At 63.5% G+C, this 23627-nt stretch carries 23 protein-coding genes; 10 read left to right on the forward strand and 13 right to left on the reverse strand.

Annotated elements, in window-relative coordinates; genetic code table 11:
• Nucleotides 1-88: 88 nt before the first annotated feature.
• The gene (locus CLU88_RS03705; protein ID WP_099655443.1) at nucleotides 89-2341 is read left to right on the forward strand and encodes a cation-translocating P-type ATPase; all 2253 of its coding nucleotides are present in this window, start codon (nucleotides 89-91) and stop codon (nucleotides 2339-2341) included.
• 134 nt (nucleotides 2342-2475) lie between these two features.
• On the opposite strand, the gene CLU88_RS03710 is transcribed toward CLU88_RS03705, so the two are convergent.
• The 3 genes from CLU88_RS03710 to CLU88_RS03720 all read right to left on the reverse strand — a co-directional run bounded on the left by CLU88_RS03710 (nucleotide 2476) and on the right by CLU88_RS03720 (nucleotide 7212).
• A complete protein-coding gene (locus CLU88_RS03710) occupies nucleotides 2476-5397 on the reverse strand; it encodes a DEAD/DEAH box helicase (protein ID WP_099655444.1) in 2922 nt (973 codons plus the stop codon).
• Between the two features lie 57 nt (nucleotides 5398-5454).
• Complete coding sequence (locus CLU88_RS03715; protein ID WP_233205363.1) at nucleotides 5455-6177, reverse strand: hypothetical protein; 723 nt, start codon at nucleotides 6175-6177, stop codon at nucleotides 5455-5457.
• 198 nt (nucleotides 6178-6375) lie between these two features.
• The gene (locus CLU88_RS03720; RefSeq protein WP_199173412.1) at nucleotides 6376-7212 is read right to left on the reverse strand and encodes a LuxR C-terminal-related transcriptional regulator; all 837 of its coding nucleotides are present in this window, start codon (nucleotides 7210-7212) and stop codon (nucleotides 6376-6378) included.
• Between the two features lie 122 nt (nucleotides 7213-7334).
• Here CLU88_RS03720 and CLU88_RS03725 point away from each other — a divergent pair, with 122 nt between their 5' ends.
• The 3 genes from CLU88_RS03725 to CLU88_RS03735 all read left to right on the forward strand — a co-directional run bounded on the left by CLU88_RS03725 (nucleotide 7335) and on the right by CLU88_RS03735 (nucleotide 10704).
• Nucleotides 7335-7811 (forward strand): DUF3237 domain-containing protein, encoded by a 477-nt coding sequence (locus tag CLU88_RS03725; protein WP_099655445.1) that lies wholly within the window; start codon nucleotides 7335-7337, stop codon nucleotides 7809-7811.
• Between the two features lie 99 nt (nucleotides 7812-7910).
• Nucleotides 7911-8933 carry a tripartite tricarboxylate transporter substrate binding protein gene (locus CLU88_RS03730; protein ID WP_099655446.1) on the forward strand — a complete coding sequence of 341 codons (1023 nt, stop codon included), beginning with the start codon at nucleotides 7911-7913 and terminating at the stop codon, nucleotides 8931-8933.
• A gap of 46 nt (nucleotides 8934-8979) precedes the next feature.
• Nucleotides 8980-10704: a tannase/feruloyl esterase family alpha/beta hydrolase gene (locus CLU88_RS03735; RefSeq protein ID WP_199173413.1), complete on the forward strand. Its 1725-nt coding sequence runs from the start codon at nucleotides 8980-8982 to the stop codon at nucleotides 10702-10704.
• 113 nt (nucleotides 10705-10817) lie between these two features.
• On the opposite strand, the gene CLU88_RS03740 is transcribed toward CLU88_RS03735, so the two are convergent.
• Nucleotides 10818-11069 carry a GlsB/YeaQ/YmgE family stress response membrane protein gene (locus CLU88_RS03740; RefSeq protein ID WP_099658630.1) on the reverse strand — a complete coding sequence of 84 codons (252 nt, stop codon included), beginning with the start codon at nucleotides 11067-11069 and terminating at the stop codon, nucleotides 10818-10820.
• Nucleotides 11070-11712: 643 nt separating this feature from the next.
• Nucleotides 11713-12300, reverse strand: a complete 588-nt coding sequence (locus tag CLU88_RS03750) for a C40 family peptidase (RefSeq protein ID WP_099655448.1) — start codon at nucleotides 12298-12300, stop codon at nucleotides 11713-11715.
• Nucleotides 12301-12574: 274 nt separating this feature from the next.
• On the opposite strand from CLU88_RS03750, the gene CLU88_RS03755 reads away from it, so the two are divergent.
• Nucleotides 12575-13180, forward strand: a complete 606-nt coding sequence (locus tag CLU88_RS03755) for an isochorismatase family protein (protein WP_099655449.1) — start codon at nucleotides 12575-12577, stop codon at nucleotides 13178-13180.
• A 124-nt stretch (nucleotides 13181-13304) separates the two neighbouring features.
• On the opposite strand, the gene gloA is transcribed toward CLU88_RS03755, so the two are convergent.
• Nucleotides 13305-13718 (reverse strand): lactoylglutathione lyase, encoded by a 414-nt coding sequence (gloA, locus tag CLU88_RS03760; protein ID WP_099655450.1) that lies wholly within the window; start codon nucleotides 13716-13718, stop codon nucleotides 13305-13307.
• Entirely contained in the window at nucleotides 13715-14266 is a 552-nt protein-coding gene (locus CLU88_RS03765) for a PaaI family thioesterase (RefSeq protein WP_099655451.1), read from the reverse strand. Before CLU88_RS03765 ends, gloA begins: the two co-directional genes overlap by 4 nt.
• A gap of 73 nt (nucleotides 14267-14339) precedes the next feature.
• Here CLU88_RS03765 and CLU88_RS03770 point away from each other — a divergent pair, with 73 nt between their 5' ends.
• The 4 genes from CLU88_RS03770 to CLU88_RS03785 are packed head-to-tail and all read left to right on the forward strand — an operon-like array spanning nucleotide 14340 to nucleotide 18062.
• Entirely contained in the window at nucleotides 14340-14840 is a 501-nt protein-coding gene (locus CLU88_RS03770; RefSeq protein WP_099655452.1) for a MarR family winged helix-turn-helix transcriptional regulator, read from the forward strand.
• Nucleotides 14830-16107 (forward strand): MFS transporter, encoded by a 1278-nt coding sequence (locus CLU88_RS03775; RefSeq protein ID WP_233205364.1) that lies wholly within the window; start codon nucleotides 14830-14832, stop codon nucleotides 16105-16107. The genes CLU88_RS03770 and CLU88_RS03775 overlap by 11 nt, the downstream gene beginning before the upstream one ends.
• 42 nt (nucleotides 16108-16149) lie before the next feature.
• On the forward strand, nucleotides 16150-16659 hold the full coding sequence (locus tag CLU88_RS03780; protein WP_099655453.1) for a MaoC family dehydratase: 510 nt from the start codon (nucleotides 16150-16152) through the stop codon (nucleotides 16657-16659).
• Nucleotides 16656-18062 (forward strand): MATE family efflux transporter, encoded by a 1407-nt coding sequence (locus tag CLU88_RS03785; RefSeq protein WP_099655454.1) that lies wholly within the window; start codon nucleotides 16656-16658, stop codon nucleotides 18060-18062. Before CLU88_RS03780 ends, CLU88_RS03785 begins: the two co-directional genes overlap by 4 nt.
• 90 nt (nucleotides 18063-18152) lie before the next feature.
• On the opposite strand, the gene CLU88_RS03790 is transcribed toward CLU88_RS03785, so the two are convergent.
• The 5 genes from CLU88_RS03790 to CLU88_RS03805 all read right to left on the reverse strand — a co-directional run bounded on the left by CLU88_RS03790 (nucleotide 18153) and on the right by CLU88_RS03805 (nucleotide 21838).
• The gene (locus CLU88_RS03790) at nucleotides 18153-18965 is read right to left on the reverse strand and encodes an SDR family NAD(P)-dependent oxidoreductase (RefSeq protein WP_099655455.1); all 813 of its coding nucleotides are present in this window, start codon (nucleotides 18963-18965) and stop codon (nucleotides 18153-18155) included.
• Between the two features lie 144 nt (nucleotides 18966-19109).
• A complete protein-coding gene (locus CLU88_RS22670) occupies nucleotides 19110-19373 on the reverse strand; it encodes a hypothetical protein (RefSeq protein WP_143225938.1) in 264 nt (87 codons plus the stop codon).
• A gap of 65 nt (nucleotides 19374-19438) precedes the next feature.
• On the reverse strand, nucleotides 19439-19660 hold the full coding sequence (locus CLU88_RS03795) for a hypothetical protein (RefSeq protein WP_099655456.1): 222 nt from the start codon (nucleotides 19658-19660) through the stop codon (nucleotides 19439-19441).
• Nucleotides 19661-19967: 307 nt separating this feature from the next.
• Nucleotides 19968-20486, reverse strand: a complete 519-nt coding sequence (locus tag CLU88_RS03800; RefSeq protein ID WP_099655457.1) for a VC1465 family Xer recombination activation factor — start codon at nucleotides 20484-20486, stop codon at nucleotides 19968-19970.
• Nucleotides 20487-20845: 359 nt separating this feature from the next.
• A complete protein-coding gene (locus tag CLU88_RS03805; RefSeq protein ID WP_099655458.1) occupies nucleotides 20846-21838 on the reverse strand; it encodes a DNA-binding protein in 993 nt (330 codons plus the stop codon).
• A 123-nt stretch (nucleotides 21839-21961) separates the two neighbouring features.
• Here CLU88_RS03805 and CLU88_RS03810 point away from each other — a divergent pair, with 123 nt between their 5' ends.
• Nucleotides 21962-23038 carry a tyrosine-type recombinase/integrase gene (locus CLU88_RS03810; protein ID WP_099655459.1) on the forward strand — a complete coding sequence of 359 codons (1077 nt, stop codon included), beginning with the start codon at nucleotides 21962-21964 and terminating at the stop codon, nucleotides 23036-23038.
• A gap of 169 nt (nucleotides 23039-23207) precedes the next feature.
• Here the strand turns inward: CLU88_RS03810 and CLU88_RS03815 are convergent, their stop codons facing one another.
• Entirely contained in the window at nucleotides 23208-23600 is a 393-nt protein-coding gene (locus CLU88_RS03815; RefSeq protein ID WP_143225939.1) for an H-NS family nucleoid-associated regulatory protein, read from the reverse strand.
• Between the last annotated feature and the right edge of the window lie 27 nt (nucleotides 23601-23627).

Here is a 23627-nt window from a genome sequence, read left to right on the forward strand (position 1 = left end):
CGCCAAACGGAAAGAAGAAACCTCGCCCCTGCTTGACATTGAAGTCACTTCAAGGTTTCCAATAGACTGCATACAACGCCGTCACACCATGAAGTCCACCGAAGCCCTCCACACCCACGCCACTGCACACAGCTGCTGCGGCGACCACCACTGCACCCCCACCCAGTCAGGCAACGCACCACCGGCTGCGCAAGCCACCCAAGGCACGGTGTTTCGCATCGCCGCCATGGACTGCGCTGCCGAAGAAAGCGAAATCCGGCGCGCGCTGGCCTCCATCCCCGGCATACGCGGCTTGGGGTTTCAGCTGGGTGCGCGCACTTTGACGATTGACGCAGCGGCCGATGCCATCCCTGTCGCGGTGGCAGCCATCCGCAAGGCGGGCTTTGACCCGCAGCCCATTGGCACAGACGATGCAGGGGCGCAGGCCCATGGCGCCAACGAAGGCCTGTGGCGCATGGTGCTGGCGCTGGGCTTGGCGATTGCGGCAGAGGCCCTGTCATTCTTCTCCCCCGACACCACCGTGTTCAAAGGCCTGGGCATGGCACTGGCGGCTGGCGCCATCGGGCTGGCAGGTTTCTCCACCTACCGCAAGGGCCTGGCCGCGTTGATGCAGGCGCGCCTGAACATCAACGCCCTGATGACCGTAGCCGTCACCGGCGCCTTCCTCATTGGCCAGTGGCCCGAGGCTGCCATGGTGATGGCCTTGTATGCCATCGCTGAATTGATCGAGGGCCGAGCGGTGGACCGCGCCCGCAACGCCATCAAGAGCCTGCTGGCCCTGACCCCAGACACCGCCGAAGTGCGCCAAAGCGACGGCAGCTGGGCTTTGCAGCCCGCCGCCGACGTGCCGGTGGCGGCCACCGTGCGCGTCAAGCCTGGCGCACGCATTCCGCTCGATGGGGCGGTGGCCAGCGGCACCAGCGCCGTCAACCAAGCCCCCGTCACGGGGGAGAGCATTCCGGTGGACAAGGCCCAGGGCGACCTGGTGTTTGCGGGCACCATCAATGAAACCGGCACCCTCGAAATCACCGTGACGGCGGCTGCCAGCAACACCACGCTGGCACGCATCATCCAGTCGGTGGAGCAGGCCCAAGGCTCACGGGCCCCGACGCAGCAGTTTGTGGACCGGTTCGCGGCGGTGTACACCCCCGCCGTGTTTGCCATGGCCTTGCTGGTGGCCGTGCTCACCCCGGTGCTGCTGGACTTCACCTGGACGCAGGCGCTGTACAAGGCGCTGGTGCTGCTGGTCATTGCGTGCCCCTGCGCGCTGGTGATTGCCACACCCGTCACCGTGGTCAGCGGCCTGGCTGCCGCCGCACGCCGGGGCATCCTCATCAAGGGCGGTGTGTACCTGGAAGACGCCTACAAACTCAAGGCCATTGCGCTGGACAAGACCGGCACCATCACCGAAGGCAAGCCAAAGCTCGTCGCCCAAGAGGTGCTGAGCACCCAGCAGCCCGCAGCCGCCGTGCTGGCGTGGGCCGCAGACTTGGCCGGGCATTCCGACCACCCCGTTTCCAAAGCCATCGCCCAGGGCCTGCCCGCTGGGCCCGGCGGCGTGAGCCACTTCAAGGCCCTGCCGGGCCGAGGGGTGGAGGCACAGTTGGCCCAGTCGCAAGGCCAGACGCTGTGGCTTGGCAACCACCGTTTGGTGGAGGAGCGGGGGCTGTGCTCTGCGGCCCTGGAAGAGCTGTTGGCCGTGCACGAGGCCCAGGGCCGCACCGTCACGCTGCTGGCCAATGCACACGAGGTGCTGGCGCTGTTTGCCGTGGCCGACACGATCAAGGACAGCTCCCGTGAGGCCATAGCGCAGTTGCACGCGCTGGGCGTGGCCTCGGTCATGCTGACGGGCGACAACCTGTCCACCGCCCAGGCCATCGCCCGGCAAGCGGGCATCGACAACGCCCAAGGCAATTTGCTGCCCGAGGACAAACTCACCGCCATCGAACGCATGCAAGCCGACCTGGGCCCCACCGCCATGACAGGCGACGGCATCAACGATGCACCCGCCCTGGCGCGTGCACACATTGGCATCGCCATGGGCGCCGCAGGCACCGACACCGCCATGGAGGCGGCCGACATCGTCATCATGAACGACGACCTGCGCCGCATCCCCGAGGTCATCCGCCTCTCGCGCCGCACGCGCAATGTGCTGTGGCAAAACATCGTGTTTGCGCTCGGCATCAAGGGGGCCTTTTTGGCCATGGCGGTGTTTGGCAATGCCTCGATGTGGATGGCGGTGTTTGCCGACATGGGGGCCAGCCTGCTGGTGGTGGCCAATGGCCTGCGCTTGTTGCGCGGTGTGGCCGCTGAGCGCACTGAACGCGAAGAAAGGGGCTGAGAGCTGGCCTGCATCGCCTCATGGGTCGCCCAGGGGGTTATTGGCCTTGTCGCTTGCACCTTTCCTGCACTGCAAGCGCTACCAAAAGCATAGCTGCCAGCGCTTATTCAGAGAGCGCCAGAGGCAAAAAACACTCAAACTTCAGGCGGCTGCAGCGGCCGGGGCCGCCGCTTGCCGGTGCCACCCCAGCGCAAGGCATCTTCGCCAGGAATGGCCAGCGGGTTGTTGGCTGGCTCGGTCAAAGGGGCCAGCAGGGCGCGCAGGTCGGCCTCGCTGAACTTCACCGCGCCCTCTGCGTCGTGGCCCAGCACGCCTTGGGCCAGCGCGGCCTTGCGGGCCTGCAGCTCCAGCATGCGTTCTTCGATGCTGCCTTCCACCACCAGCTTGTAGACGAACACCGGCTGGTCTTGCCCGATGCGGTGGGCGCGGGCGGTGGCCTGTTCTTCCACAGCAGGGTTCCACCACGGGTCGAGGTGGATCACGGTGTCGGCGGCGGTGAGGTTCAGGCCCACGCCCCCGGCCTTGAGGCTGACCAGCAGGATGGGGGCGCTGCTCTCGTCCTGCGCCTGAAAACTCTTGACCACTGCACCGCGCTGGCCCGGCGGTGTCTGGCCTGTGAGGGTGAGGTAGGGCAGGGCCTGGGTGTCGAGTTGCTCGGCTGCCAGGCCGAGCATTTCGGTGAACTGCGAGAACACGAGCACGCGGCGGCCTTCATCGACCAGGGCGGGTAGCAGGTCAGCCAGCAGTTCGAGCTTGGCGCGCTCCATCGTCTGCGCGGTCCTTTTTGCCGCCGGGCCGCCCCAAGGCAAAAAAGCGTCCCCCTCGGGGGGCAGCGACCCGCGCAGCGGCGGAGCGTGGGGGCCTTGCTTTATGCCTTTGACCAATCGTGGGTCGCAGCAGACTTGGCGCAGCTTGAGCAACGCGTCCAGGATGGCGATTTGCGAGCCTTCAAAGCCCTGGCGCTCCAGTGCGCGGCGCACCTGCTTGTCGGCGGTGGTGCGCACGGCCTCGTACAGCTCGCGCTGCTTACCTTGCAACTGCACGCGCAGGATCGTCTCGGTGCGCGGCGGCAGTTCGGTGGCTACGTCCTGTTTGCGGCGGCGCAGGATGAACGGGCGCACGCGCTGTGACAGCAGCTGGGCGCGCAGGGTTTCGCCGTTTTCCTCAATGGGCTTGCGCCAGCGGGCGTTGAAGCTACGCACATCGCCCAGAAAGCCGGGCATCAAAAAGTCAAACTGCGCCCACAGCTCGCCCAGGTGGTTTTCGAGCGGCGTGCCCGTCAGGCACAGCAGGTGCGGGGCCTGCAGCTTGCGCAAGGCGCGGGCGCTGCGGCTGCCTGCGTTTTTCACCATCTGCGCTTCGTCCAGGATCAGCAGGTGAAATGGCTGCGCAGCCAGTGCCTCCACATCGCGCCACAGCAGGGGGTAGGTGGTCAGCACAAGGTCATGCTCGCCCACCTGCAGGTAGCGCTCGCCCCGGCGGGCCCCGTGCAGCACCAGCACGCGCAGGCCGGGGGCCATGCGGGCGGCTTCGGCCTGCCAGTTGAACAGCAGCGAGGTCGGCAACACCACCAGCGCGGGTCGGGCCAGGCGAGCGGCTTCCTTTTCAGCCAGCACATGGGCCAGGGCCTGCGCGGTTTTGCCCAGGCCCATGTCGTCGGCCAGGATGCCGCCCAGGCCTTGTTCGCGCAGGTATTGCAGCCAGGCCAGGCCCTCCAATTGGTACGGGCGCAGTTGCACTTGCAGCCCCTGCGGTGCGGCCACAGGCCGGGGCGTGCCGATGCGGCGCAGGCGCTGGGCCAGGTGGGCCAGGCCTGCATCGCCCTGCAGTTGCCAGTCGTTGCTCCAGCCGTTCACGGTGCCTACGCGGTGGGCCTGCACCAGCCCGGCACGCAGGGCCTCGATGCGGCGGGCCTCCCAGGCGCCCAGGTGCAGCGGGTCACCGTCCTTGCGCTGGTTGCGGGTGAGATCGGTCAACAGGTCCACCATCGCGCCCACGATGGCCTTGAGTGGCCCGGCCGGTGCCTCAATGCGTTTGCCGCCCGGGGCGCGCAGTTTGATGATGGCCAGGTCGTCAATGGCGGCCATTTGCTGGGCGTTGAGCCAGCGCGCATCGCGGCGCAGCAGGTCGGCCAGAAGCGGGGCAAGGTCCAGGGTTTGGCCGTCAATCTCAATGCCCAGCGTAAGCAGCCAGGCGCCTTCGCGCTGGGGCAGCATGAGCTTTTGCACGGGGCGTTCGCGCGAACCCAACTGGCCGTCCACTTCCTTGCCCAGCAGCTCGCCCGTGTCGGGGGCGATGTGCAGCTTCCAGCGCAGCACGGGCACGCTTTCGTGCGCAAAGCCGGGCCGCACCACCACGCTCCAGCCCTCAGCGCGCAGCTGGGGAATCTGCTCGGCCCAGAAGTCGCCAAAGTGCGCTTCTTGCGGCAGCGTCCACACGGGGCCCAGGGTGCTGGCGGCTGCACGGTGGCGCCACTGCAGTTTGTGGGCATCCACGGGGGTCAGGCCCAGGTCCCACACGCGGTCCATGGCGTCGGATTCAGCCGCCAGGTTGCGCTGCATTCGCACCACAGGGCCGCTGGTGTCAAACAGGTCCTGCACGGGGGCAGGGCGGGCGTTCAGGATCGAGGTAGGCGCAGGCGCCTGCCAGGTGGCACCGCCATCGGTGCGGTAGGTCCAGTCGATCTGTACCAGTGTCACGCTGTCGCCGCGCGGGCCCAGCTTGCCCTGCGGTTGCAGGCCCAGCAGGCCATCGCCCCGGCCCAGCGTCATCAGGGTGATGCGGGGGGTGAAATGGCCCGGGGCAATGCCCGTGTCGGCGTCTTTGGGCTTGGCCGCAGCTGGGGCGCTGGGCCATGGCCCGGGCTGCGCCGCGTGGGAATCGCCACGCAGCAGGGCCATCACGCGGGCGGCCTCGGCGTCGCTCAGCGGCGCCAGGGCTTGCAGCTGGGCGCTGCTGGCCTGGTTGCGCAGGGCCTGTACCCACGCCTGCACAAGGGCAGCGCGGTCAGACCGGGGTGGAATGGGCTCTGCAGGGTAGGCGCCGGGGGCAGACATAGGCTGCTGATTGTGCCGTGCTGGCAAGAGGCCCAGCACCGGCGCCCAGAAGCAGGCTCAAAACTCCCAGGCCATGCCCAACTGGCTGAAGGTGCGGCCATTACCCCGGCCCACTGCAGCAGAGACCTTGAGCCCATCGGCCACTTCATAGCGCAGGCCCACGGCTTTGTCGGGGCGGCTGTGCCGCTCGCCAAACACCTCAGAGGTGAGCTGCAGCCGCTGCGCCAACGGCAGCTCGTACCCCACAGCCCAGGTGGCCGCATTGTTGCGCACGCCATCCATCTTGGTGGATTTGCGCCCCGCGTTGAGGTGCAGCACCTGCTCGTTCGCAAAGCGGTAGGTCGCCAAACCGGTGAGCGCGTATTCGCGGTGGGTCAAACGCACGGGGGTGGCTGGATCGCGCACACGGGTGTGCCCCACATCCAGCCGCGCACCCAGGGACCAGCCTGTTTCGTTTTGCCACGGCACCCATTTCAGCCCCAGCCCACGCCCTTGCAGCGTGGTCGATGGTGCGGCGCTGCGGTCTGTGGCCCGTGCCAGCGAGACTTCCATCTCCAGGTTGGGCAAAACCCCTGCGCCCCACAGCAGCTCGCCCCCCCGGGTTTTGCCCTCGCGGCCGATGACAGTCTCCAGCTTCATCGCGCCTTGGCCCAGGGTGCCGGCATCGTCGGTGTGCATCGGTGCCTCGGCATGTGCGGCCAGGGCGCTTGCCAGGCCCAAGAGCGCTGCGCACAGGCGCACCGTGCCTACGGGGTGAGGGGTTTGAAGTTGGGTTCTCATCGGGGGTCTCTCTCGGGGTCATTTTTATGGGGTGGCTCTTTGGCCTTGCGGGGCCAAAGGGCCGCGCACCGGATCTGGCCAGCAAAGCTCAATACAAAAGCCTTGGGCACAGTCAGGTAGGGAAGTATGCCCGCCATGTGCGCGGACAACTAGGCTGGAAAGCGGTATACAGGGGCGTGGCGTGCTACTTGCCAGCAGTCAGTGGCCCAGCGCCAGCGCAAACAACTCGTTGCGAAAATGGATGCCCAGGCGGCCAAAAGCGCGGTTTCGGTAGGTTTTGACGGTGGGCAGGCTCAGGCCCAAGTCGCAGGCAATACCCTCTTGCGTCATCCCCTGCAGCAGGCGGGTGCACACGTCGAGCTCGCGCTCGGTCAGGCCCGCATGGGCACGCAGCAGGCGCTCGCGCAGCGCAGGCAATTGCTGGGGCAAGCCCTGGAGTGGGTTGGGGGTATTTGGCAAGGCCACAGGCTGGTGCTGGGCCAGGGCAATGTGCTTGCGCGCCAGGGCCAGCAGTACGGGGGCCATGGTTTCAAAGTCGCTGATCTGCCGGTCCAGAAACGGCCGTTGGTGCTGGTGGCGGTAAAAGTTGACGGCAAACACGGCGCCATCGTTTTCATGCTCGACGATGGAGACCCGCTCGGCCATGCCGTGGGCCTCATACACGCGCGCTTGGTGTTCGCCGCCCACTTCGCTGGCGGTGAGGTGGCACAAGCGGGTGCTGGGAGCGGCTGCGACCGATTCCCCCCAAGTGCGGTCGCTGCGGTAAGGGCCTGAGAGGTAGGCCCACCAGCAATCTCGCGTGGTGTCTGGAATGCCGTGGCTAGCAGACATGAACAGCGTGGGTTGGCAATGGCGCCCTGTGCGGTACACCGACCACGACGCTGCGGGCAGCACAGGGGCCAGCTCTTGCAGCAAACCGCTGGCAAAGCCGGCATCGCCCAGCCGCTGGACCATGCTGCCCAGGGCCGCGCCCGTGCCGTGAGTGGGCGGCGCAATGCCATCGCCCAAGGTGCTTGCTGGGAGCCAATGCCTCATGGGTGGTATGCAGCGCAACGGCAGGTGAAAGTCATCGTGTCATCTTCAGGGATGACGCGAATCAAGCGCCACAGGGCTTACGCTAGGTTGCGTTGCACCTTGCCAAAACCCCAAAGCCCACTATGACCGAACCTGTCCCATTGCCTGAACCCCGTTTGCGCTTTTTTGCCGACCTGCGTGTGCAGGTGGGCGCCCCCCAAGAGGTGGGCCGCACCGTGCATGGCCTGCGCCGCCTGATCCCCATCACCGGTGGCCACGCCACGGGCGATGGCTGGCAAGCGCGGGTGCTGGCAGGAGGGGCGGATTTTCAGCTCATCGTGAGCGACACCCTGGCCGAGCTGGACGCCCGCTACACGCTGGAGACCGATGCCGGTGACCTCGTTTATGTGCAAAACCGCGCCTTGCGCTCGGGCCCGCCGGAGCTGATGGCACAGCTGGCCCGCGGCGAGCTGGTGGACCCGGCGCTCATCTACTTTCGCTGCAGCCCCCAGTTTGAAACCGCGTCCCCCACCTTGCGCTGGATTGCCGAGCGCCTGTTCACCGGCAGCGGCGCCCGTTACCCGGATGCAGTGGTCATGCGCTTTTGGGAGGTGATGTAGGCACGTCAGCACATGCCAGAACGATCAGCTTCTCGGCCCGCTATGGGCCCATCACACCAATCACACCCAGCACTCGAAAAACACCAGGAGACCTTTGCCATGACACACGAACCCCACCCCGCCCAATCCACCCGCCGCAGCGCCCTACAGCTTGCCAGCATGGCTGCGGTGCTGGCCACCAGCTTCGCCCCCTTCACTGGGGCCTGGGCGCAAACGGCGCCGTACCCCAACAAGCCCGTGCGCATCATCGTGGGCTTTGCCGCAGGCACGGGGCCAGACATCGTGGCCCGACTGCTGGCGCAAAAGCTTTCGGAAGGCTGGGGCAACCTGGGCGTCATCGTGGACAACAAGCCTGGCGCCGGCGGCTTGATTGCCGCGAGCGAGGCCGCACGCGCGACCCCCGACGGCTACACGCTGATGCTGGGCGAAACGGGCCAGCTCAGCATTGCCCCCAGCAGCTACAACAAGCTGCCCTACGACCCGCAAAAGGACTTTGCCGCAGTCAGCCAGGTTGTCACCGCAGACTTTGCCTTGCTGGTCAACCCGCAAAAGGTGCCCGCGCGCAACGTCAAAGATTTTGTGGCCTGGACACAGCAGCAAAAGGGGCTGTTCCTGGCCACATTTGGCGCAGGCACCCCGGGCCACTTTGGCGCCTTCATGTTTGGCGAGGCCGTCAAGCTCAAGCCCGAGCCCGTGCACTACAAAAGCACGGCCGATGCTTTGGGGGGCTTGTTTGGTGGCGATGTCCAGGGCGTCTTTGCCAGCGTGGGCCTGGCGGCCCCCAACGTGAAGGCGGGCAAGCTGATTGCCCTGGGCACCACGGGGGGCACCCGGTCCAACGCGCTGCCCGATGTGCCCACCATGAAAGAGCAGGGGTACAGCGGTCTGGAATTCAATTCGTGGTTTGGCATCGTGGCGCCCAGCAAGACGCCGCCCGACATCCTGGCGCGTCTGCAGGCCGACGTGATCAAGGCCGTGCAATCGGCCGATGGCAAGGCCAAGCTGGAAGACGCTGGCTTTCGCGCGACCGGCACCACCCGCGAGGAGTTTGCCCGCGTGATTGCGGCCGACGCCGTGACCTGGGGCAAGGCCGTGGCCGCGACCGGATTCAAGGCCGACTGATCCTGCGCCGCGTTTCAGAGCACACAAAAACACAAGGAGACATGCCATGCCCCAAACACGCCCAACACACCACGGCCGGGCCCTTCAAACCCCGCCCGGCAAAACGGGCCCCGCACTGCGCACCAGCCGCTGGCCCACAGCACTGCTGGCACCGCTGACGCTGGCCTTGAGTGCCTGCGGCGGCGGCAGCGCCGTGCTGGTTACCGAAACCGCCAATCCAGCGGCCGCCTGCGCCGACCTGGTCACCAAGGCCCAGCTCAGCGGCACCACGCTGGCCACCAGTTACGTAGCTGCGGACACCCGCCGCCCTGGCGGCGCCACGTCGGGCAGCTTTCTGCCTGGGCACTGCGTGGTCACCGGCAGCATCAACCCCCGCGTGGGCGTGGATGGCAAAAACTACGCCATCGGCTTTCAGCTGAGCCTGCCGGACCAATGGAATGGGCGGTTTCTGTTCATCGGTGGTGGGGGCAACGATGGCATCTTGCGCGACACGTCGCTCAGCTCCAGCATCTCGGGCGGCACCGCATCCCCCCTGGGGCAAGGGTTTGCCGTGGTGTCCACCGATGCGGGGCACAGCGGCACCAGCGCCAGCTTTGGTGCCGACCCGCAGGCGCGCATTGACCACGCCTACAACTCGTACGACAAAACGGCGGTGGCCTCCAAGTCGCTCATCAGCACCCGTTATGGCCGCAAGCCAGACCGCTCGTACTTCTCGGGCTGCTCGGGCGGTGGACGCCAGGGCATGATGTTCTCGCAGCGGTTTCCAGACTACTTTGACGGCATCACCGCAGGGGCGCCCGCCATGCGCGTGTCCAGCGGCGCCACGGTGGCCGCCATGTGGAACACCATCCAGTTCAACGCCATCGCGCCGCAAGACGCCAGCGGCAAGCGCATCCTGTCGCAGGCCTTCAGCAATGGCGATCTCAAGCTGGTAGCCAATGCCGTCAATGCCACGTGCGACGCTGCCGACGGGGTGGTCGATGGCCTGGCGCAAAACTTCCAGGCCTGCAAGGCGTTCGACCCCGCCGTGCTGCAATGCAGCGGCAGCAAGACGGACAGCTGCCTGTCATCAGCGCAAGTGGGCGCACTCAAAAATGTGTTTGCCGGTCCACGCAATTCAGCAGGCAAGGCGCTTTACACAGGCCAGCCTTGGGACGCAGGCTTGGCCGCCTCTGGCTGGCGCAGCTGGACGCTGGGCAACTCCACCACAGCCACGCCCGACGCCCGCTACATCACCCTCATGGTGGACGCACTGACCAACGAATTCTTCACGCCCCCCGATGTGGCGTTCGACCCGCTCAAGTTCAACTTTGACACGGACCCCACCCGCATGGAGGCTTACTCAGCCATCTATGACACGTACCGTGATGACAAACTGGCAGCGTTCCAGCAGCGCGGGGGCAAGATGCTGTTCATCCACGGCATGTCAGACCCGATCTTTTCGGCGTTTGACACCATCGACTACTACGAGCGCCTGGCAGCCAACAACGGCGGCATGGCCGCCACCCAGAACTTTGCAAGGACCTTTTTGGTACCCGGCATGAACCACTGCTCTGGCGGTCCAGCCACTGACAATTTCGACTCCATCCAGACCATGGTGGATTGGGTGGAAAAAGGCATTGCACCGCAGAGCATCACCGCCAAGGCCCTGGCCAGCAGCGCTGATTTTCCGAACCGCACGCGGCCCTTGTGCCCCTACCCACAGTTTGCTAAATACAAGGGCACAGGCAGCGTAGAGGTTGCCAGCAACTTTGTCTGCACAGCACCCTAGCGCGTAAAGGCGAAAGGCATGGGGCGGACCAGGGCAGGGCGCCCTGTCTGCCCCTCTGTCTGCCCCTCTGTCTGCCTCTTGCACGGCCACACTGGCCTTGCAGCGGGGCTGGCTTAGCCTTTGCTTTTGACCAGGCTGTAAATCACCAACAGCACCACCGCGCCGATCACCGAGGCGAACCAGCCCGCGGCAGCGCCTTGTGCATACCACCCCATGGCCACGCCCACATAGGTGGCCAAAAACGATCCCGCCACCCCCAGCAGCGCCGTCATGATCCAGCCGAGCTTGTCATCGCCCGGTTTGACGGCCCGCGCAATCAGACCCACCACCAGACCCACAAGCAGGGTTCCCAACAAAGACAGCATGGAGATTTCTTTCAAAAAATAAAGTCTGGAATGTAAGGCCCGGAAAGGGCCCGGGTTGTCAGACAACTGCGCTATCCATGCCATGGGCCGGGTAGGCCTTGTCTGGCACGCGCTAAAGCCACACGCTGGCAGGCCCAGGCTGCACCACGCCGGATGATGGCAGCCATGGCGTGCAGGCCGCACGCGTCTGATGAAAAGGAGTTGGAATGAAGCACCGAGATTTTTCCCTGGGCCGCTCTGGCCTCGCTTGCGCGGCAGCCTCCTTGGCCCTGTGTCTACCGATGGGCACCTTGCATGCACAGACAGCAGAGGACGCTTCTCTGGCACGGGGCGCTCAGGAAGACAGCACACCACAACAGCGCTACCAAACTGCCATACGGGAAGCGGGTGGCGGGCTCAAAATCAGCTTGGAGGAGTGCAAGGCAGCAGCGGCGACAGAGCGCGCGGCTTGCAATGCACAGGCCCGCGCCCGTTACACGGAAGACATGGCCGCAGCCAAAGCGCTATTGAAAAACCCCGAAGCACGCCCCGTGAATGTGACCGGAGGGCCCATCCGTTCCACCATCACGAGCGTGGACGTCAAGCCCTGAGAGCGAACACGCTAAATGGGGTTGCGAAGGCGGCAAGCCGCCTGCGCGCTGACTTACTTGCCGTCGTCAGCCTGCGCAGCAAACTGGTTGGCGGCCGATGGCGTGACGCGGCGGGCGCCATCGAAGCGGCGCTGCCAGTAGGTCTGGCGCATGTCTTCCACGCGCACTTCCGAGCCACTGCGGGGTGAATGGATGAACTTGCCGTCACCCACGTAGATGCCTACGTGGCTGAAGGTGCGGCGCATGGTGTTGAAGAACACCAGATCACCCGGCTGCAGCTCTTTCTTGTCGATGACTTCGGTGGAAGCCGCCTGCTGGTCTGCACGGCGCGGCAAGATCAGGCCCACGGTTTGCTGGTACATGGCCCGCACAAAACCGCTGCAGTCAAACCCGGTTTCGGCACTGTTGCCACCCCGTTTGTAGGGTACGCCCAGGAAACCCATGGCGTTCACCACCAAGTCCGAGGCACGGTCTGCCACGGTGTGTGCTTTGTCTGCCATGCTCAGGCGCACATGTTCCAGTTGGGTGAAAAAGCCTTTATCGGTCAAAAGGCGGTCGATTTCGTCGGAGTTTGCGTCAACCGGGGCCGCATGGGCCGCAGAGGCAAAAACGATGAGAAGTGAGCAAAGCCATTTGGACATGGGGGCGGAGGGTAACACGGTTAGGTGAAAAAACCGCCCGTAAAAACCGTGATTCATGACCTGAGTCAGGCGTTACCCCCTGGGGCAGCTGTCGCCCAGGTGACATTTTTTTGCAATCTGGCGCCCGCATCGCATTGATATCCAGCAGGTCGCCCCCCCCAAAGACGCCTTGGCCAAAACCACCGCTGCCAGCAGCCAAAGCACCCGGCACGGCTCAGCTGCTGCGACAATGCCGCCTGTTTCAATGAATCAACGCCACCGGGGCGATACAACCATGCTGCTCGACGCTGAAGAATCCCAATTGGTGCTGGTGGACTACCAGGAACGCCTGATGCCCGCCATCTTTGAAGGCCCCTCAGTGTTGGCCAATGCCCGCCTGCTGGCCCAAGTGGCGCAAATCATGGAGGTGCCGGTGTGGGGCACCGAGCAAAACCCCTCGCGCCTGGGCCCCAACGATGCGCAGTTGCGGGCCCTGTGCGCCCGCACCTTGGCTAAAATGCATTTCAGCGCGGCAGAAGAAGGCCTGGGCGAATGGCTGCGCCCCCCCGCCAAGCCGCAGCAAGGCGGCAATGCCCGCAGCCTGCCCAAACACCTGCAAAAGCCTGCCCAACAAGCACCAGAGCGCGGCACCATCGTGATCGCGGGCTGCGAAGCCCATGTCTGCCTGCTGCAAACGGCTTTGGACCTGATTGAAGACGAATTCGAGGTGTGGGTGGTGACCGATGCCTGCGGCTCGCGCACCGAACGCAACCGCGATGCCGCATTCGACCGCCTGGCGGGCGCCGGGGCAGAGCTGGTGACCACCGAAATGGTGGCATTTGAGTGGCTGCGCACCTGCGAGCACCCGGACTTCAAGGATGTGCTGGGCTTGGTGAAGTGAGCAAAACCCAAGCCACTGCACCAGTGGTTTTGAGCCAAATTGGCATGTAGCGCCCGTCCTATAAGCGCTAGATGCTACTAAAAACAGAGCAAAAAGGGCGCCTATCCCGGGCGCCCTTTTTGTTTCAGCGCAAGCCAGCGCCTGCAGCACCCTCGGCGCGCTGGATCAACTCAATTTTGTAGCCATCAGGGTCCGTCACAAAGGCGATCACGGTGGTACCACCTTTGACCGGGCCCGCTTCGCGCGTCACGTTTCCACCAGAGGCCCGGATCTTTTCACACGCGGCATACGCGTCTGGCACACCCAGTGCGATGTGGCCATAAGCTGTGCCCATCTCGTAGCTTTCCACGCCCCAGTTGTAGGTCAGCTCGATCTCGGCCTGTGCGGGGTTGCCGCCCTCAAAGCCCAAAAAGGCCAGCGAGTATTTGTACTCGGGGTTTTCGGACTGGCGCAGCAGTTGCATGCCCAGCACCTGGGTGTAGAAGTCAATCGAGCGTTGAAGGTTGCCAACGCGCAGCATCGTGTGGAGGAATTTCATCCTTTCGATTGTGCAGGCAAGTCAAAAACCAAGCAGGTGGTGGTGGCGTGGGCGTAGAGCGTGCCATCTGGCCCCACCAGGCGCGCCTCGGCCGTGGCCAGTTGGCGCCCGCAGTGGATCACGCGGCCTTCGGCACGCACGCGCTGCACCTTGGGCGTGATGGCTTTGACCAAGTTGATGCCCAGCTCGGCCGTGGTGTAACCGCGCCCTGGCTCCATGCGGGTGTGGATGGCACAGCCGAGAGCAGAGTCGAGCAGGGTGGCAAACCAGCCGCCGTGCACCGTGCCCATGGGGTTGAGGTGCTCCAGGCGCGGTGTGCCCTGAAAAATGGCCGTGCCTTCACCCGCTTCCACAATCAAAAAGTCCAGCGTCTTGGCGATGGCGGCATAAGGCAACTCGCCACGCAGCATGGCCTGCATTTGCTCCAGGCCGTTCAGGTGGGCGATCTGGTCGCGCCGGGCCACCCCGGGGCCGGGGCCTGCGTCCAGCGTGGCGAGGATGTCGCGTTCTTGTGCAAGCCAGTGTTCAAGGTGGTTGTGCTGGGTCATGGGGTTTCCTGGTGGGTGGTGTGGTGGAAATCAAAGTATTGCATATGCAATTATTGCAGATACAATTAAATCCATGCAAGCCGACACCACCCTCCGCGAACCTGTTGCTTCCCCCGCTTTGGCGGGGGGGCCGCAGGGGTGTACCAACTTCAAGCTGCGCCAACTGATGCGCCGCGTCGCCAACCATTACGACATCGAAATGGCGAAGTGCGATCTCAAGACCACGCAGTATTCGCTGCTGTCGCATGTGCTCAAGCTGGGCCCCATTCGCCCCAGCGATCTGGCTGTGGCCATGAAGATGGATGCCTCCACGCTGACGCGCAACCTGCGCCCCCTGGTGGACGCGGGGTGGGTGACGCTGGAGGCCGGTGCCGATGCCCGCAGCCGCCTGGTACACATCACAGACGCCGGCCGCGACAAACGTGCGCAAGCACAGCGCCATTGGAAAGCCGCGCAACTGGCGTTGAACAGCGCCCTGGGTGCGGAGCGCGTGATGGCGCTGCATGCGCTGGTCGATGATTCACTCGCATTGCTGGCGGCGCTGCCTGCCCAGGAGGCTGGTCATGACGAGTAAAACGCACAACGCTGCCGCCCAGGCCGGCCCCCAAGCCAGCGCCACCGCGCCGCTGGCACTGTGGCTTGTGCTGCTGGCTGCGGCAGGCACCTTCGCACTGACCATGGGCACGCGGCAGACCATGGGGCTGTTCCTTTCGGCGCTGAACACCTCCACCGCACTGGGCATTGGCAGCATCAGCCTGGCGTTTGCATTCGGCCAGCTCTGGTGGGGCCTGACGCAGCCTTTTGCGGGTGCGGTGGCCGACCGCATTGGCACCGGCCGGGTCATTCTGCTGGGCGTGGCGCTGGTGGCGCTGGGCACGTTCATCACCCCCTACATGACCAGCACCTGGGGCCTGATTTTTGCGATCGGCGTGCTCGCAGCGGGTGGGGCAGGGATGGCCGGCCCCTCCGTGCTGATGGCGGCCACGGCGCGGCTGGTGCCCGTGCACCAACGGGGCCTGGCCAGCGGCATCGTCAACGCGGGTGGCTCGTTTGGCCAGTTCGTCATGGCACCCATCGCCATCAGCCTGACGGCGGCCGTGGGCTGGGCCAGCGCCATGCAGTGGCTGGGCGTGATGGTGCTGCTGGCATTGCCCGCTGTGTGGGCGCTCAAGGGCAATTCCAATGCGCTCGCAGCGCAGGCTGCAGCGGCGTCCGGCCAAAAAGCACTGACGGCCCGCGAGGCCGTGGCCCAGGCGCTGGCCACCCCCAGTTACCGCTATCTGGCGGTGGGTTTCTTGGTGTGTGGTTTTCATGTGGCCTTCCTGGCCACCCACTTGCCCGGCGTGATTGCCGCCTGCGGGCTGCCCCCTGAAGTGGGCGGCTGGGCCTTGGCAGTGATTGGTCTGTTCAACATCGTTGGCAGCCTGGGCATGGGCTGGGCGGTAGGGCGCTGGCGCATGAAGTCGCTGCTCTCGCTGCTGTATGCGACGCGTGGCGTGGCGGTGCTGGTCTTCCTTTTTGCGCCCAAAACACCGGCGGTGGTGATGATTTTTGCCGCCGTGATGGGAGTGACCTTTCTCTCTACAGTCCCGCCCACGGTGGGGCTGGTGGCCAAGATGTTTGGCACGGCCAATATGGCCATGCTGTTTGGCATCGTGATGCTGTCGCACCAGATCGGTGGTTTTCTGGGTGCCTACCTGGGCGGCAGTGTGTTCCAGGCCACGGGCAGCTATGACTGGGTCTGGTACATCGACATCGCGCTGGCTGCCGGGGCTGCGCTGGTGAACCTGCCCATCCGCGAAGCACCGCTGGCGCGCAGCACGGCGCCTGCCGCCGCCTGACTCGACACACTTCACTTTCCCCACCGCCGAAAGCAACCTGCCATGACTTCCCATCTGGCGGCAGCCGCCGCATCGCCTGAAATGTCACAACCGCTGTACCTGGACGATCTTGCCGTTGGCAGCCAGTTCACCAGCGGCGAGCACGCCATGGACGAGGGCCAGATCAAGGCGTTCGCCGCGCAGTTTGATCCGCAACCCTTTCACCTCGACGAAGCGGCGGGCCGCGCCACGCTGTTCGGTGGGCTGGCCGCGAGCGGCTGGCACACCGCCGCCGTGACCATGCGCCTGCAAGTGACGAGCGGCCTGCCCATTGCGGGCGGCATCATCGGAGCAGGGGGCGAGCTGAGCTGGCCCCGCCCCACGCGCGCTACAGATGTGCTGCATGTGGTGAGCGAGGTTGTGCAAATCCAACCCTCCAAATCCAAACCCGACCGCGGCATGGTCACCGTGCGCAGCGAAACCCGCAACCAGCATGGCGATGTGCTGCAGCTGTCCACCGTGCGCATCGTGGTGCCGCGCAAGCCCGCAGCCGACGGCGCGGGGGCCCCATGACCGAGGCCCTGAACCCACGCACCCGCATGCTGCTGGAGGCGCCCATCGCGCCCACGCTGCTGCGGCTGGCGGCTCCCAATGTGCTGGTGATGCTGGCGCAAGCTGGCGTTGGGCTCATAGAAACCTACTTCGTGGGCCAGCTGGGCACGGACGCCTTGGCGGGCATGGCGCTGGTGTTTCCGGTGGTCATGCTGATGCAGATGACGTCCGCAGGCGCCATGGGCGGCGGCATCGCATCGGCGATTGCCCGCGCGCTGGGCGCCCGCAGGCGCCAGGATGCCGATGCGCTGGTGCTGCACGCACTGGTGATAGCGGCGGTGTTTGCGCTCGTTTTCACCGTAGGCGTGGTCGGAGGAGGGCGCTGGCTTTACACCCGCATGGGCGGCACAGGTGGGGCGCTGGAGGCCGCACTGGTGTATTCCAACTGGGTGTTCGCGGGCGCGGTGCTGGTCTGGCTGTTCAACACCCTATCGGCCGTGATCCGCGGCACGGGCAACATGGCCGTGCCTGCGTATGTGACGGTGCTGGGCGCCTTTGTCCTGGTGCCGCTGTCGCCCTTGCTCATCTTTGGCTGGGGGCCGCTGCCGGGCATGGGCATTGCGGGCGGTGCGCTGGCACTGATGGCGTACTACGCGGTGGGCAGTGTGGTGCTGGCGGCCTACCTCTGGTCGCCGCGCAGCCTGCTTCGGCCATCACTGGCCCGCATCCGCTTTCGCTGGGCGCTGTTCAAGGACATCCTGCGCGTGGGTCTGGTGGGCACTGTTTCTACCGTGGCGACCAACCTGGCGATTGGCGTGACAACGGCACTGGTGGGCGGTTTTGGCACGGCGGCCATCGCAGGCTATGGCACGGCGTCGCGGCTGGAATACCTGCTGGTGCCCCTGGTGTTTGGCCTGGGCGCCCCGCTGGTGGCCATGGTGGGCACGTGCATCGGAGCCGGCCAGCGCGAGCGCGCCCTGCGCGCCACCTGGATCGGTGCTGCAATGGCCTTTGCCATGGCCGAGGCCATCGGATTGTGGGCAGCCGCGTATCCAGCCACCTGGCTGCGGCTGTTCAACAACGACCCGGCCATGCTCGAATCCGGCGCGCTCTATCTGCGCACGGTGGGCCCGGTGTATGGCTTTTTCGGGCTGGGCCTAGTGCTGTACTTTGCCTCGCAAGGGGCAGGGCGCCTGATGTGGCCAGTGATTGGCAACATCGCGCGCCTAGTCGTGGCCGTGGCCGGTGGTGGGCTGGCCTTGCGCTGGGGCGGTGGCTTGCAGGCCGTTTTCGCTGCGCAGGGCGTGGCGTTGGTGCTCTACGGGCTGGTCAACGCCTGGGCGATTGCGGGTGGCGCCTGGTTTGGCCGGGTGGGGTGGCCACGCGGCATGTCAGGGCTGCTGCGGCGTGTGGCGCAAGCATGATATTGAAAGAAATTGGGCGCTAGCGCTTTATCAATAAGCGCTAGCAGCTATCAATACCATAGTAACTACCGACCTACGACGCCCACCGTTTCACACGGGCACGGTGTAGTTCAGCGTCATGCGGCCGCCGTCCACCGTCACGATTTCGCCGGTGACGTAGCTTGCGGCATCGCTGGCCAGCCAGGCCACCACATCGGCAATCTCCGAAGGCTCGCCCAGCCGCTTCATGGGGGTGCGGCTCATGATCTTGCTTTTGGCCTCATCACTGGTCAGCACCGCCTTGACGGCCAGCTCCGTGGCGATGGTGCCTGGGGCCACGGCGTTCACACGGATGTTATTGTCCGCTAGCGCCAACGCCATCACACGTGTGAGCTGGTTCACACCCCCTTTGCTCACGTTGTAGCTGGAGATACTGGGAATGGTCAGCACGCCGTTGACCGAACTCATGTTGACGATGGCGCCGCCACCGCGGCCGCCATTGTGTGCCGCCATGGCCCGCGCCACCGCCTGGCCCACCAGGAATGACCCCTTGAGGTTGACCCGAAGCACCGCATCGAAGTCTTCTTCGGTCACCTCCAAAAAATCTGCCGCGCGGAAGATGCCCGCGTTGTTCACCAGCACATCGATGCGTCCGTAGGCAGCAAGCACCTGCGCCACCAAAGCGTCCACCTGCGCCTTGTCACCCACATCGCAGCGCATATACAGCACGCCCAGCGCCTGCGCCAAAGCGTGGCCACGGGCATCGTCCACATCCACGATGACGGGTTTGGCGCCTTCTGCGGCAAAGCGGCGCACACAGGCTTCGCCAATCCCTTGCGCACCGCCCGTGACGATACAAACACGGCCTTGATGGCCGAAGTGGACGGAAGACGCGACGGAAGGTGCTGGGCTGGTAAGGTTCATGGGCGTGGATGGTAGCGGCTGAACAGCGCGTGCAGGAGTCTGGAATGCGGCACAGGAGCGAAGGAGGCAGACTGCATGCAATCGCAAGCTTCGATTTGAGCCTCTAGGCATAGAAACCATTGACAAGATACGATGTATAAGGCATTATCTTCCACCCCCTGGATAATAATCTTCATTCGTACTTAAAAAAAGAGAACTGGTTATCTCACCCTCTTTTTTTTCATCAGGGCGCGAATAAGCACCATCAGTTGCAGCGAGCCCGCCACGCGAATATCTTCCCGGGCAAACATCAGCCGCTTCGCTGGCACGATCGACCATTACAGGCGGGTATTGAGGGCAGGGGAGTTCCACCATGCCGACGACAAGCCCCTTTTCAGCGGGCACAGGCTCAGAGCGACGGTCCACCATGGGGCGATGCCCCATACCCCCATGCTGAGCCAGCCAGTAGCGATACACAGCGTCTGGAGGGCGACTCATGACGACACCCCATTGCCCAGCGCCTGGAGATCGGCAACATGGGCCGCAAGCCGCTGAGAGACACGCAGCAGCAAGGAGCCGAGGTGATAGAAGGGGGAGGACTCATCATGAGTGCTGATGTGGGCCAAGGAATCGATCTCACAGCTCAGATCAAAGAGCCCATTGGATAGGCGGTTGAGTTCCGCCAGCTGCATGTAACTAGAATCGGCATCAGCCATTTTTCAACTCCTACTCAGTTGGTTTTGGTCAGGGGGCCGGGTGTTGCACCACCCGCATCCCCGTCCTATTTCGCCTCTTTGCGAGGCCTTCCGCGCTTCTTTGGCGCCGGAACTGGAGGTAGGGCAGGCATGGCCCCACCCCGCACTAAGAGCCGCTCAATCAGGGTCAAGGTCTTGCGCTGGCGTGTGTAGGTCCCCTCTGCATCAGTGGCCGTCTCAGTGGTGGGCAAAGTCTCGCCAGGAGACTTCCCCACCTTAGGCCCCATAGAGCCCGCCAGACCACCAGTCACAAACCGAACACGCCGACTCATGAGGCCACCTTGAGTGCTATAGGTTTCATAGCGTAAGAGCCAGCATTGGCAGCAAAACTTAAATTAGATGTGCCAATGTGTCTTAGGGATAAATTTAGGCCCGGCGCTTCGCGCCGGCCTGACGTTGGCACGTCAGGCCCAGCCGCTGCAGGCCGTGCCGCACCGGCGCGCTGCGCTTGCGCCAGCGCGGCACGTCCTACCTCGACTGTGGCTGTTGCCTCCTTGAGCTTGCGCGACATCTCGCCAAACATGTTGGCGCGTCTGATCAACAAAGACCACCACGAGGAGTCGCTGCCCACAAAAGGATGGCCCTCAGGCGAATACAAGGTGCCATGGTGAAAGCACCAGCCTTCCCAGGCCTTGCCGGGCAACTCCATGCGGTTGAGCAGCCGCAGCAGCTTGTAGGCCGCAAAAGGGATGTCATGTTTGCCAGACTCCCAGTTATGCAAAGTCCGCTCGGTGACATGAAGAAACTGAGCGCAGGCAGCGGTATCCATGCCAAGGTTGCGGTACATAGTCCGGAAGTTATAGGCAAGCTGAGCACGGGTGTCCGGGTCAAAGCGACGATGCTTGCCCTTGGACTTGAGTAGATACGATGTATATTATGTTAAATAAAATTTGAACAGAACACCGGTAAACATCAGAATTTGCGCCATCTTGCTAAACGGGCGACAGAAATTAGGTACAAAAAAACTCCATTTGCGCGACTGAATGAAGGTCAACATCCATTTTTCGGGGTTGGACGCGGGTCTTGTCGCTGCGGACCAAAGGTTTGTACCGCTCTCGTGTCGCGGTACGTTCTGGGCCTAATGATGGAAGCCTTTCAGCAGGAACGTAGGGCCGATGAAACTGCCCATAGACCAACTCGGCGCATCTAACGCTTGTTTTTGATCTTTCGAGGCACTGCAGGCTTAGCCGTGCTTTCGACGAGGCTCGCAGGCAAGCGATCCCGAAGTTCATTGAGTACGGCAAACATGTCATTGCTGCGCTCATCGAACTTTGCCCTCCAAGTGTCCACCTCCTCGCGGGCCAATTGCAGATCCTTCAATAGACCTGCCTTTTCAGCCTGCAGGGAGCCCAACCGAGCATCCAGGGCGCCCATCCTCTCGGTGACTTCAGCCAGGGTGCCAGCAGACTTTCTGTTGTCAGCCTCCAGTTGACTGGCCAACCGCTTGGACTCTTGGCGCGCCCGATCAACTTCACCGTTGAGCCTGCGCTCCTGCGCCAGCACTCGTTCTTCTTGCCGCAAACGCTCTGCTTGACGCTCGGCATCTTTGATTTCTTGTTGCCGCCGCTGTACATCTGCCGCCTGCCGCAGTTGCACGCCCTCGGCACGAGCGTCATCCAGCAGCTTTTGGCATGCCTGAAGCTGCACTTGCAACTCCTTTGCCTGCCCCGACACCTCAGATATCTGCGCATCCTTGGCTTGCATAGCGACTGCAAGAGCCTCGCTACGGTCTTGGATACGCTGCTGTTCCAGTTGAAGGGCCTGCTGCGCCTGCCTCAATGCTTCTGCGCGCTCATCCAATTCCACTTGAGTCTCTGCGAGTTGCGCTGTGGCGGCTTCCTGCGCATATTGGACCGCCCGCCCCCACAGCGTCTTTGCAGCTCTCAGCACGGGCCCTGGCAACTGCTCACCTGGCTCTTGTGCGCCATCAATAGCCTCCCCAGGTGCTAGAAGCCGCTTTGCCAAAGATCCATACCAGCCGTCGAGCATCGGGCCCACCGTGTTTGGGGAGCCGCGTCCTAACTGCTGCCGCACACGCTCAATCGTCGGCCGCTCACCCAAGCCGAGAACGGCATCGGCGGCTGCCCATACATCCTCCAGCTGGACTCCGCGCGGACCTCGCACAATTTTTGGCTGCATCACCCTACTCCAAACATTTTTTACCAACGATAATAGATAATTATCATGATTAATAAATAAAATTCATTGCAAACAATACATTGTATGTATGTTAATTTCAATTTTGATGCGTTAGGAGATTAAATGCGCCTGCCAGCTCTAAAAAACGTATCGGCGTTGCGCCCAGAAATGCTGTCAGATGCCACCGCGCGTGCTGTGGAGGACCTGATGCGCGAGGGCGAGTCCGCCAACACCTTGGCGAGCTACCGCTCCGCCCTGCGCTACTGGGCAGCCTGGTTCAATGTGAGGTATGGACAACCGATTTCGCTTCCGTTGCCGCCCAGCGCTGTGATTCAGTTCATCGTTGATCACGCCCAACGCACCACGGCTGACGGGCTGGCCCATGAACTGCCGCCAGCGATCGACGAGGTGCTTGTTGAGGCTGGTTTCAAGGGCAAGCGAGGCCCGATGGCTCTCAACACACTGGTGCACCGCGTGGCAGTTCTCTCAAAAACCCACCAGCTCAAAGCCGCCAAGAATCCCTGCCAGGATCCCAAAGTCCGTGAGCTTCTGATGAAAACCCGGCGTGCCTACGGCAAGCGCGGCGACTTGCCCAAAAAGAAGGATGCTTTGACGAAAGATCCACTGATGGCAATGATTGAGACCTGCGATACCTCGACCCTCAAAGGCCTGAGGGACCGCGCCCTCCTCCTCTTTGCCTTTGCCAGTGGAGGACGGCGCCGCTCAGAGGTTGCTGGGGCTGACATGAAAAATCTCAGGCGCAATGGTCCATCGTCATTCACGTTTATTCTGGCCCACTCCAAGACGAATCAGGACGCCAAGGACAGACCAGAGAACTACAAGCCGATTGAGGGACTGGCCGGCGATGCCTTGCATGCTTGGCTGACAGCAGCTTGTATCACCGATGGAGCGATTTTCAGGCGCGTGATGAAAGGTGGGAAGTTGGCAGGAGCTCTCTCCCCAGCCTCGGTGCGCGATATCGTCAAGGAGCGCGCCAGCCTTGCGGGCTTGTCTGATGATTATTCAGCGCACTCGCTGCGGTCTGGCTTTGTCACCGAGGCTGCGTCGCAGAACGTACCATTGGCCGACACCATGGCCATGACTGGGCACCGAAACGTGGCGACTGTGATGGGATATTTTCGGTCGTCTGGGTCTAGCCAAGCTGCAAATTTGCTCGACTGTAAAAAGACCAACCATTAAAGCTATAGGCCCATGCTCGTGAATGATGAGTTCCAGGAGCGTATGTGCAAAACCCAGAACCTAAGAACCTGTTCAAAGTCTTTTTGAAGTTGCACAAGTGCCTTGCCGGGGGTAATCTCGGTTTCCAAGCAGAACCTGAAACCTCTCGAAAAAAGCTCAGCGATATCAATCACTTAGCTCGACGCAGACCTTTACTCGGAACCTTGAAGTCCTCTAGGGTGCGCCCTCGCTCAAGCGCTTCGTTTAGCCACGTTGGTCGCCGCCCGCGCCCCGCCCAGGTGTTGCCGTTGCCGTCTTGGTAGACCGCGCGTACTTGTGACTCTGTACTTGGCGTCTTCGCGTGTTTTTGAGGTGCTAACTTTGGCGTTTGATGGGGTTGATCAAACAGATCGCCGGGCATCAACTCGTATTGAGCAATAACCTTCTTAACCAGAGGAATGATCTCCTCCGCGTCGTTGGCTTGGCTCATTGCCTCTTCCAGGCGTTTCCTCATTTGACTCAACGTCTTGGGCACCGAATACCTCTCTTGGAGCGATTGAACAGCATCATAGAGGCCTAACATGCAGAGGGGCCTCGTTGCTGGCTGATC

The sequence above is a fragment of the Acidovorax sp. 56 genome (genome assembly GCF_002749705.1).
Lineage (GTDB): Bacteria > Pseudomonadota > Gammaproteobacteria > Burkholderiales > Burkholderiaceae_C > Acidovorax.

What these genes read in the sequence shown, in the direction of transcription:
- CLU88_RS03705 (WP_099655443.1), top strand. Translation starts at nt 89, where the DNA reads ATGAAGTCCACCGAAGCCCTCCACACCCACGCCACTGCACACAGCTGC.
- CLU88_RS03710 (WP_099655444.1), bottom strand. Translation starts at nt 5,397, where the DNA reads ATGTCTGCCCCCGGCGCCTACCCTGCAGAGCCCATTCCACCCCGGTCT.
- CLU88_RS03715 (WP_233205363.1), bottom strand. Translation starts at nt 6,177, where the DNA reads ATGAGAACCCAACTTCAAACCCCTCACCCCGTAGGCACGGTGCGCCTG.
- CLU88_RS03720 (WP_199173412.1), bottom strand. Translation starts at nt 7,212, where the DNA reads ATGAGGCATTGGCTCCCAGCAAGCACCTTGGGCGATGGCATTGCGCCG.
- CLU88_RS03725 (WP_099655445.1), top strand. Translation starts at nt 7,335, where the DNA reads ATGACCGAACCTGTCCCATTGCCTGAACCCCGTTTGCGCTTTTTTGCC.
- CLU88_RS03730 (WP_099655446.1), top strand. Translation starts at nt 7,911, where the DNA reads ATGACACACGAACCCCACCCCGCCCAATCCACCCGCCGCAGCGCCCTA.
- CLU88_RS03735 (WP_199173413.1), top strand. Translation starts at nt 8,980, where the DNA reads ATGCCCCAAACACGCCCAACACACCACGGCCGGGCCCTTCAAACCCCG.
- CLU88_RS03740 (WP_099658630.1), bottom strand. Translation starts at nt 11,069, where the DNA reads ATGCTGTCTTTGTTGGGAACCCTGCTTGTGGGTCTGGTGGTGGGTCTG.
- CLU88_RS03750 (WP_099655448.1), bottom strand. Translation starts at nt 12,300, where the DNA reads ATGTCCAAATGGCTTTGCTCACTTCTCATCGTTTTTGCCTCTGCGGCC.
- CLU88_RS03755 (WP_099655449.1), top strand. Translation starts at nt 12,575, where the DNA reads ATGCTGCTCGACGCTGAAGAATCCCAATTGGTGCTGGTGGACTACCAG.
- gloA (WP_099655450.1), bottom strand. Translation starts at nt 13,718, where the DNA reads ATGAAATTCCTCCACACGATGCTGCGCGTTGGCAACCTTCAACGCTCG.
- CLU88_RS03765 (WP_099655451.1), bottom strand. Translation starts at nt 14,266, where the DNA reads ATGACCCAGCACAACCACCTTGAACACTGGCTTGCACAAGAACGCGAC.
- CLU88_RS03770 (WP_099655452.1), top strand. Translation starts at nt 14,340, where the DNA reads ATGCAAGCCGACACCACCCTCCGCGAACCTGTTGCTTCCCCCGCTTTG.
- CLU88_RS03775 (WP_233205364.1), top strand. Translation starts at nt 14,830, where the DNA reads ATGACGAGTAAAACGCACAACGCTGCCGCCCAGGCCGGCCCCCAAGCC.
- CLU88_RS03780 (WP_099655453.1), top strand. Translation starts at nt 16,150, where the DNA reads ATGACTTCCCATCTGGCGGCAGCCGCCGCATCGCCTGAAATGTCACAA.
- CLU88_RS03785 (WP_099655454.1), top strand. Translation starts at nt 16,656, where the DNA reads ATGACCGAGGCCCTGAACCCACGCACCCGCATGCTGCTGGAGGCGCCC.
- CLU88_RS03790 (WP_099655455.1), bottom strand. Translation starts at nt 18,965, where the DNA reads ATGAACCTTACCAGCCCAGCACCTTCCGTCGCGTCTTCCGTCCACTTC.
- CLU88_RS22670 (WP_143225938.1), bottom strand. Translation starts at nt 19,373, where the DNA reads ATGGTGGACCGTCGCTCTGAGCCTGTGCCCGCTGAAAAGGGGCTTGTC.
- CLU88_RS03795 (WP_099655456.1), bottom strand. Translation starts at nt 19,660, where the DNA reads ATGGCTGATGCCGATTCTAGTTACATGCAGCTGGCGGAACTCAACCGC.
- CLU88_RS03800 (WP_099655457.1), bottom strand. Translation starts at nt 20,486, where the DNA reads ATGTACCGCAACCTTGGCATGGATACCGCTGCCTGCGCTCAGTTTCTT.
- CLU88_RS03805 (WP_099655458.1), bottom strand. Translation starts at nt 21,838, where the DNA reads ATGCAGCCAAAAATTGTGCGAGGTCCGCGCGGAGTCCAGCTGGAGGAT.
- CLU88_RS03810 (WP_099655459.1), top strand. Translation starts at nt 21,962, where the DNA reads ATGCGCCTGCCAGCTCTAAAAAACGTATCGGCGTTGCGCCCAGAAATG.
- CLU88_RS03815 (WP_143225939.1), bottom strand. Translation starts at nt 23,600, where the DNA reads ATGTTAGGCCTCTATGATGCTGTTCAATCGCTCCAAGAGAGGTATTCG.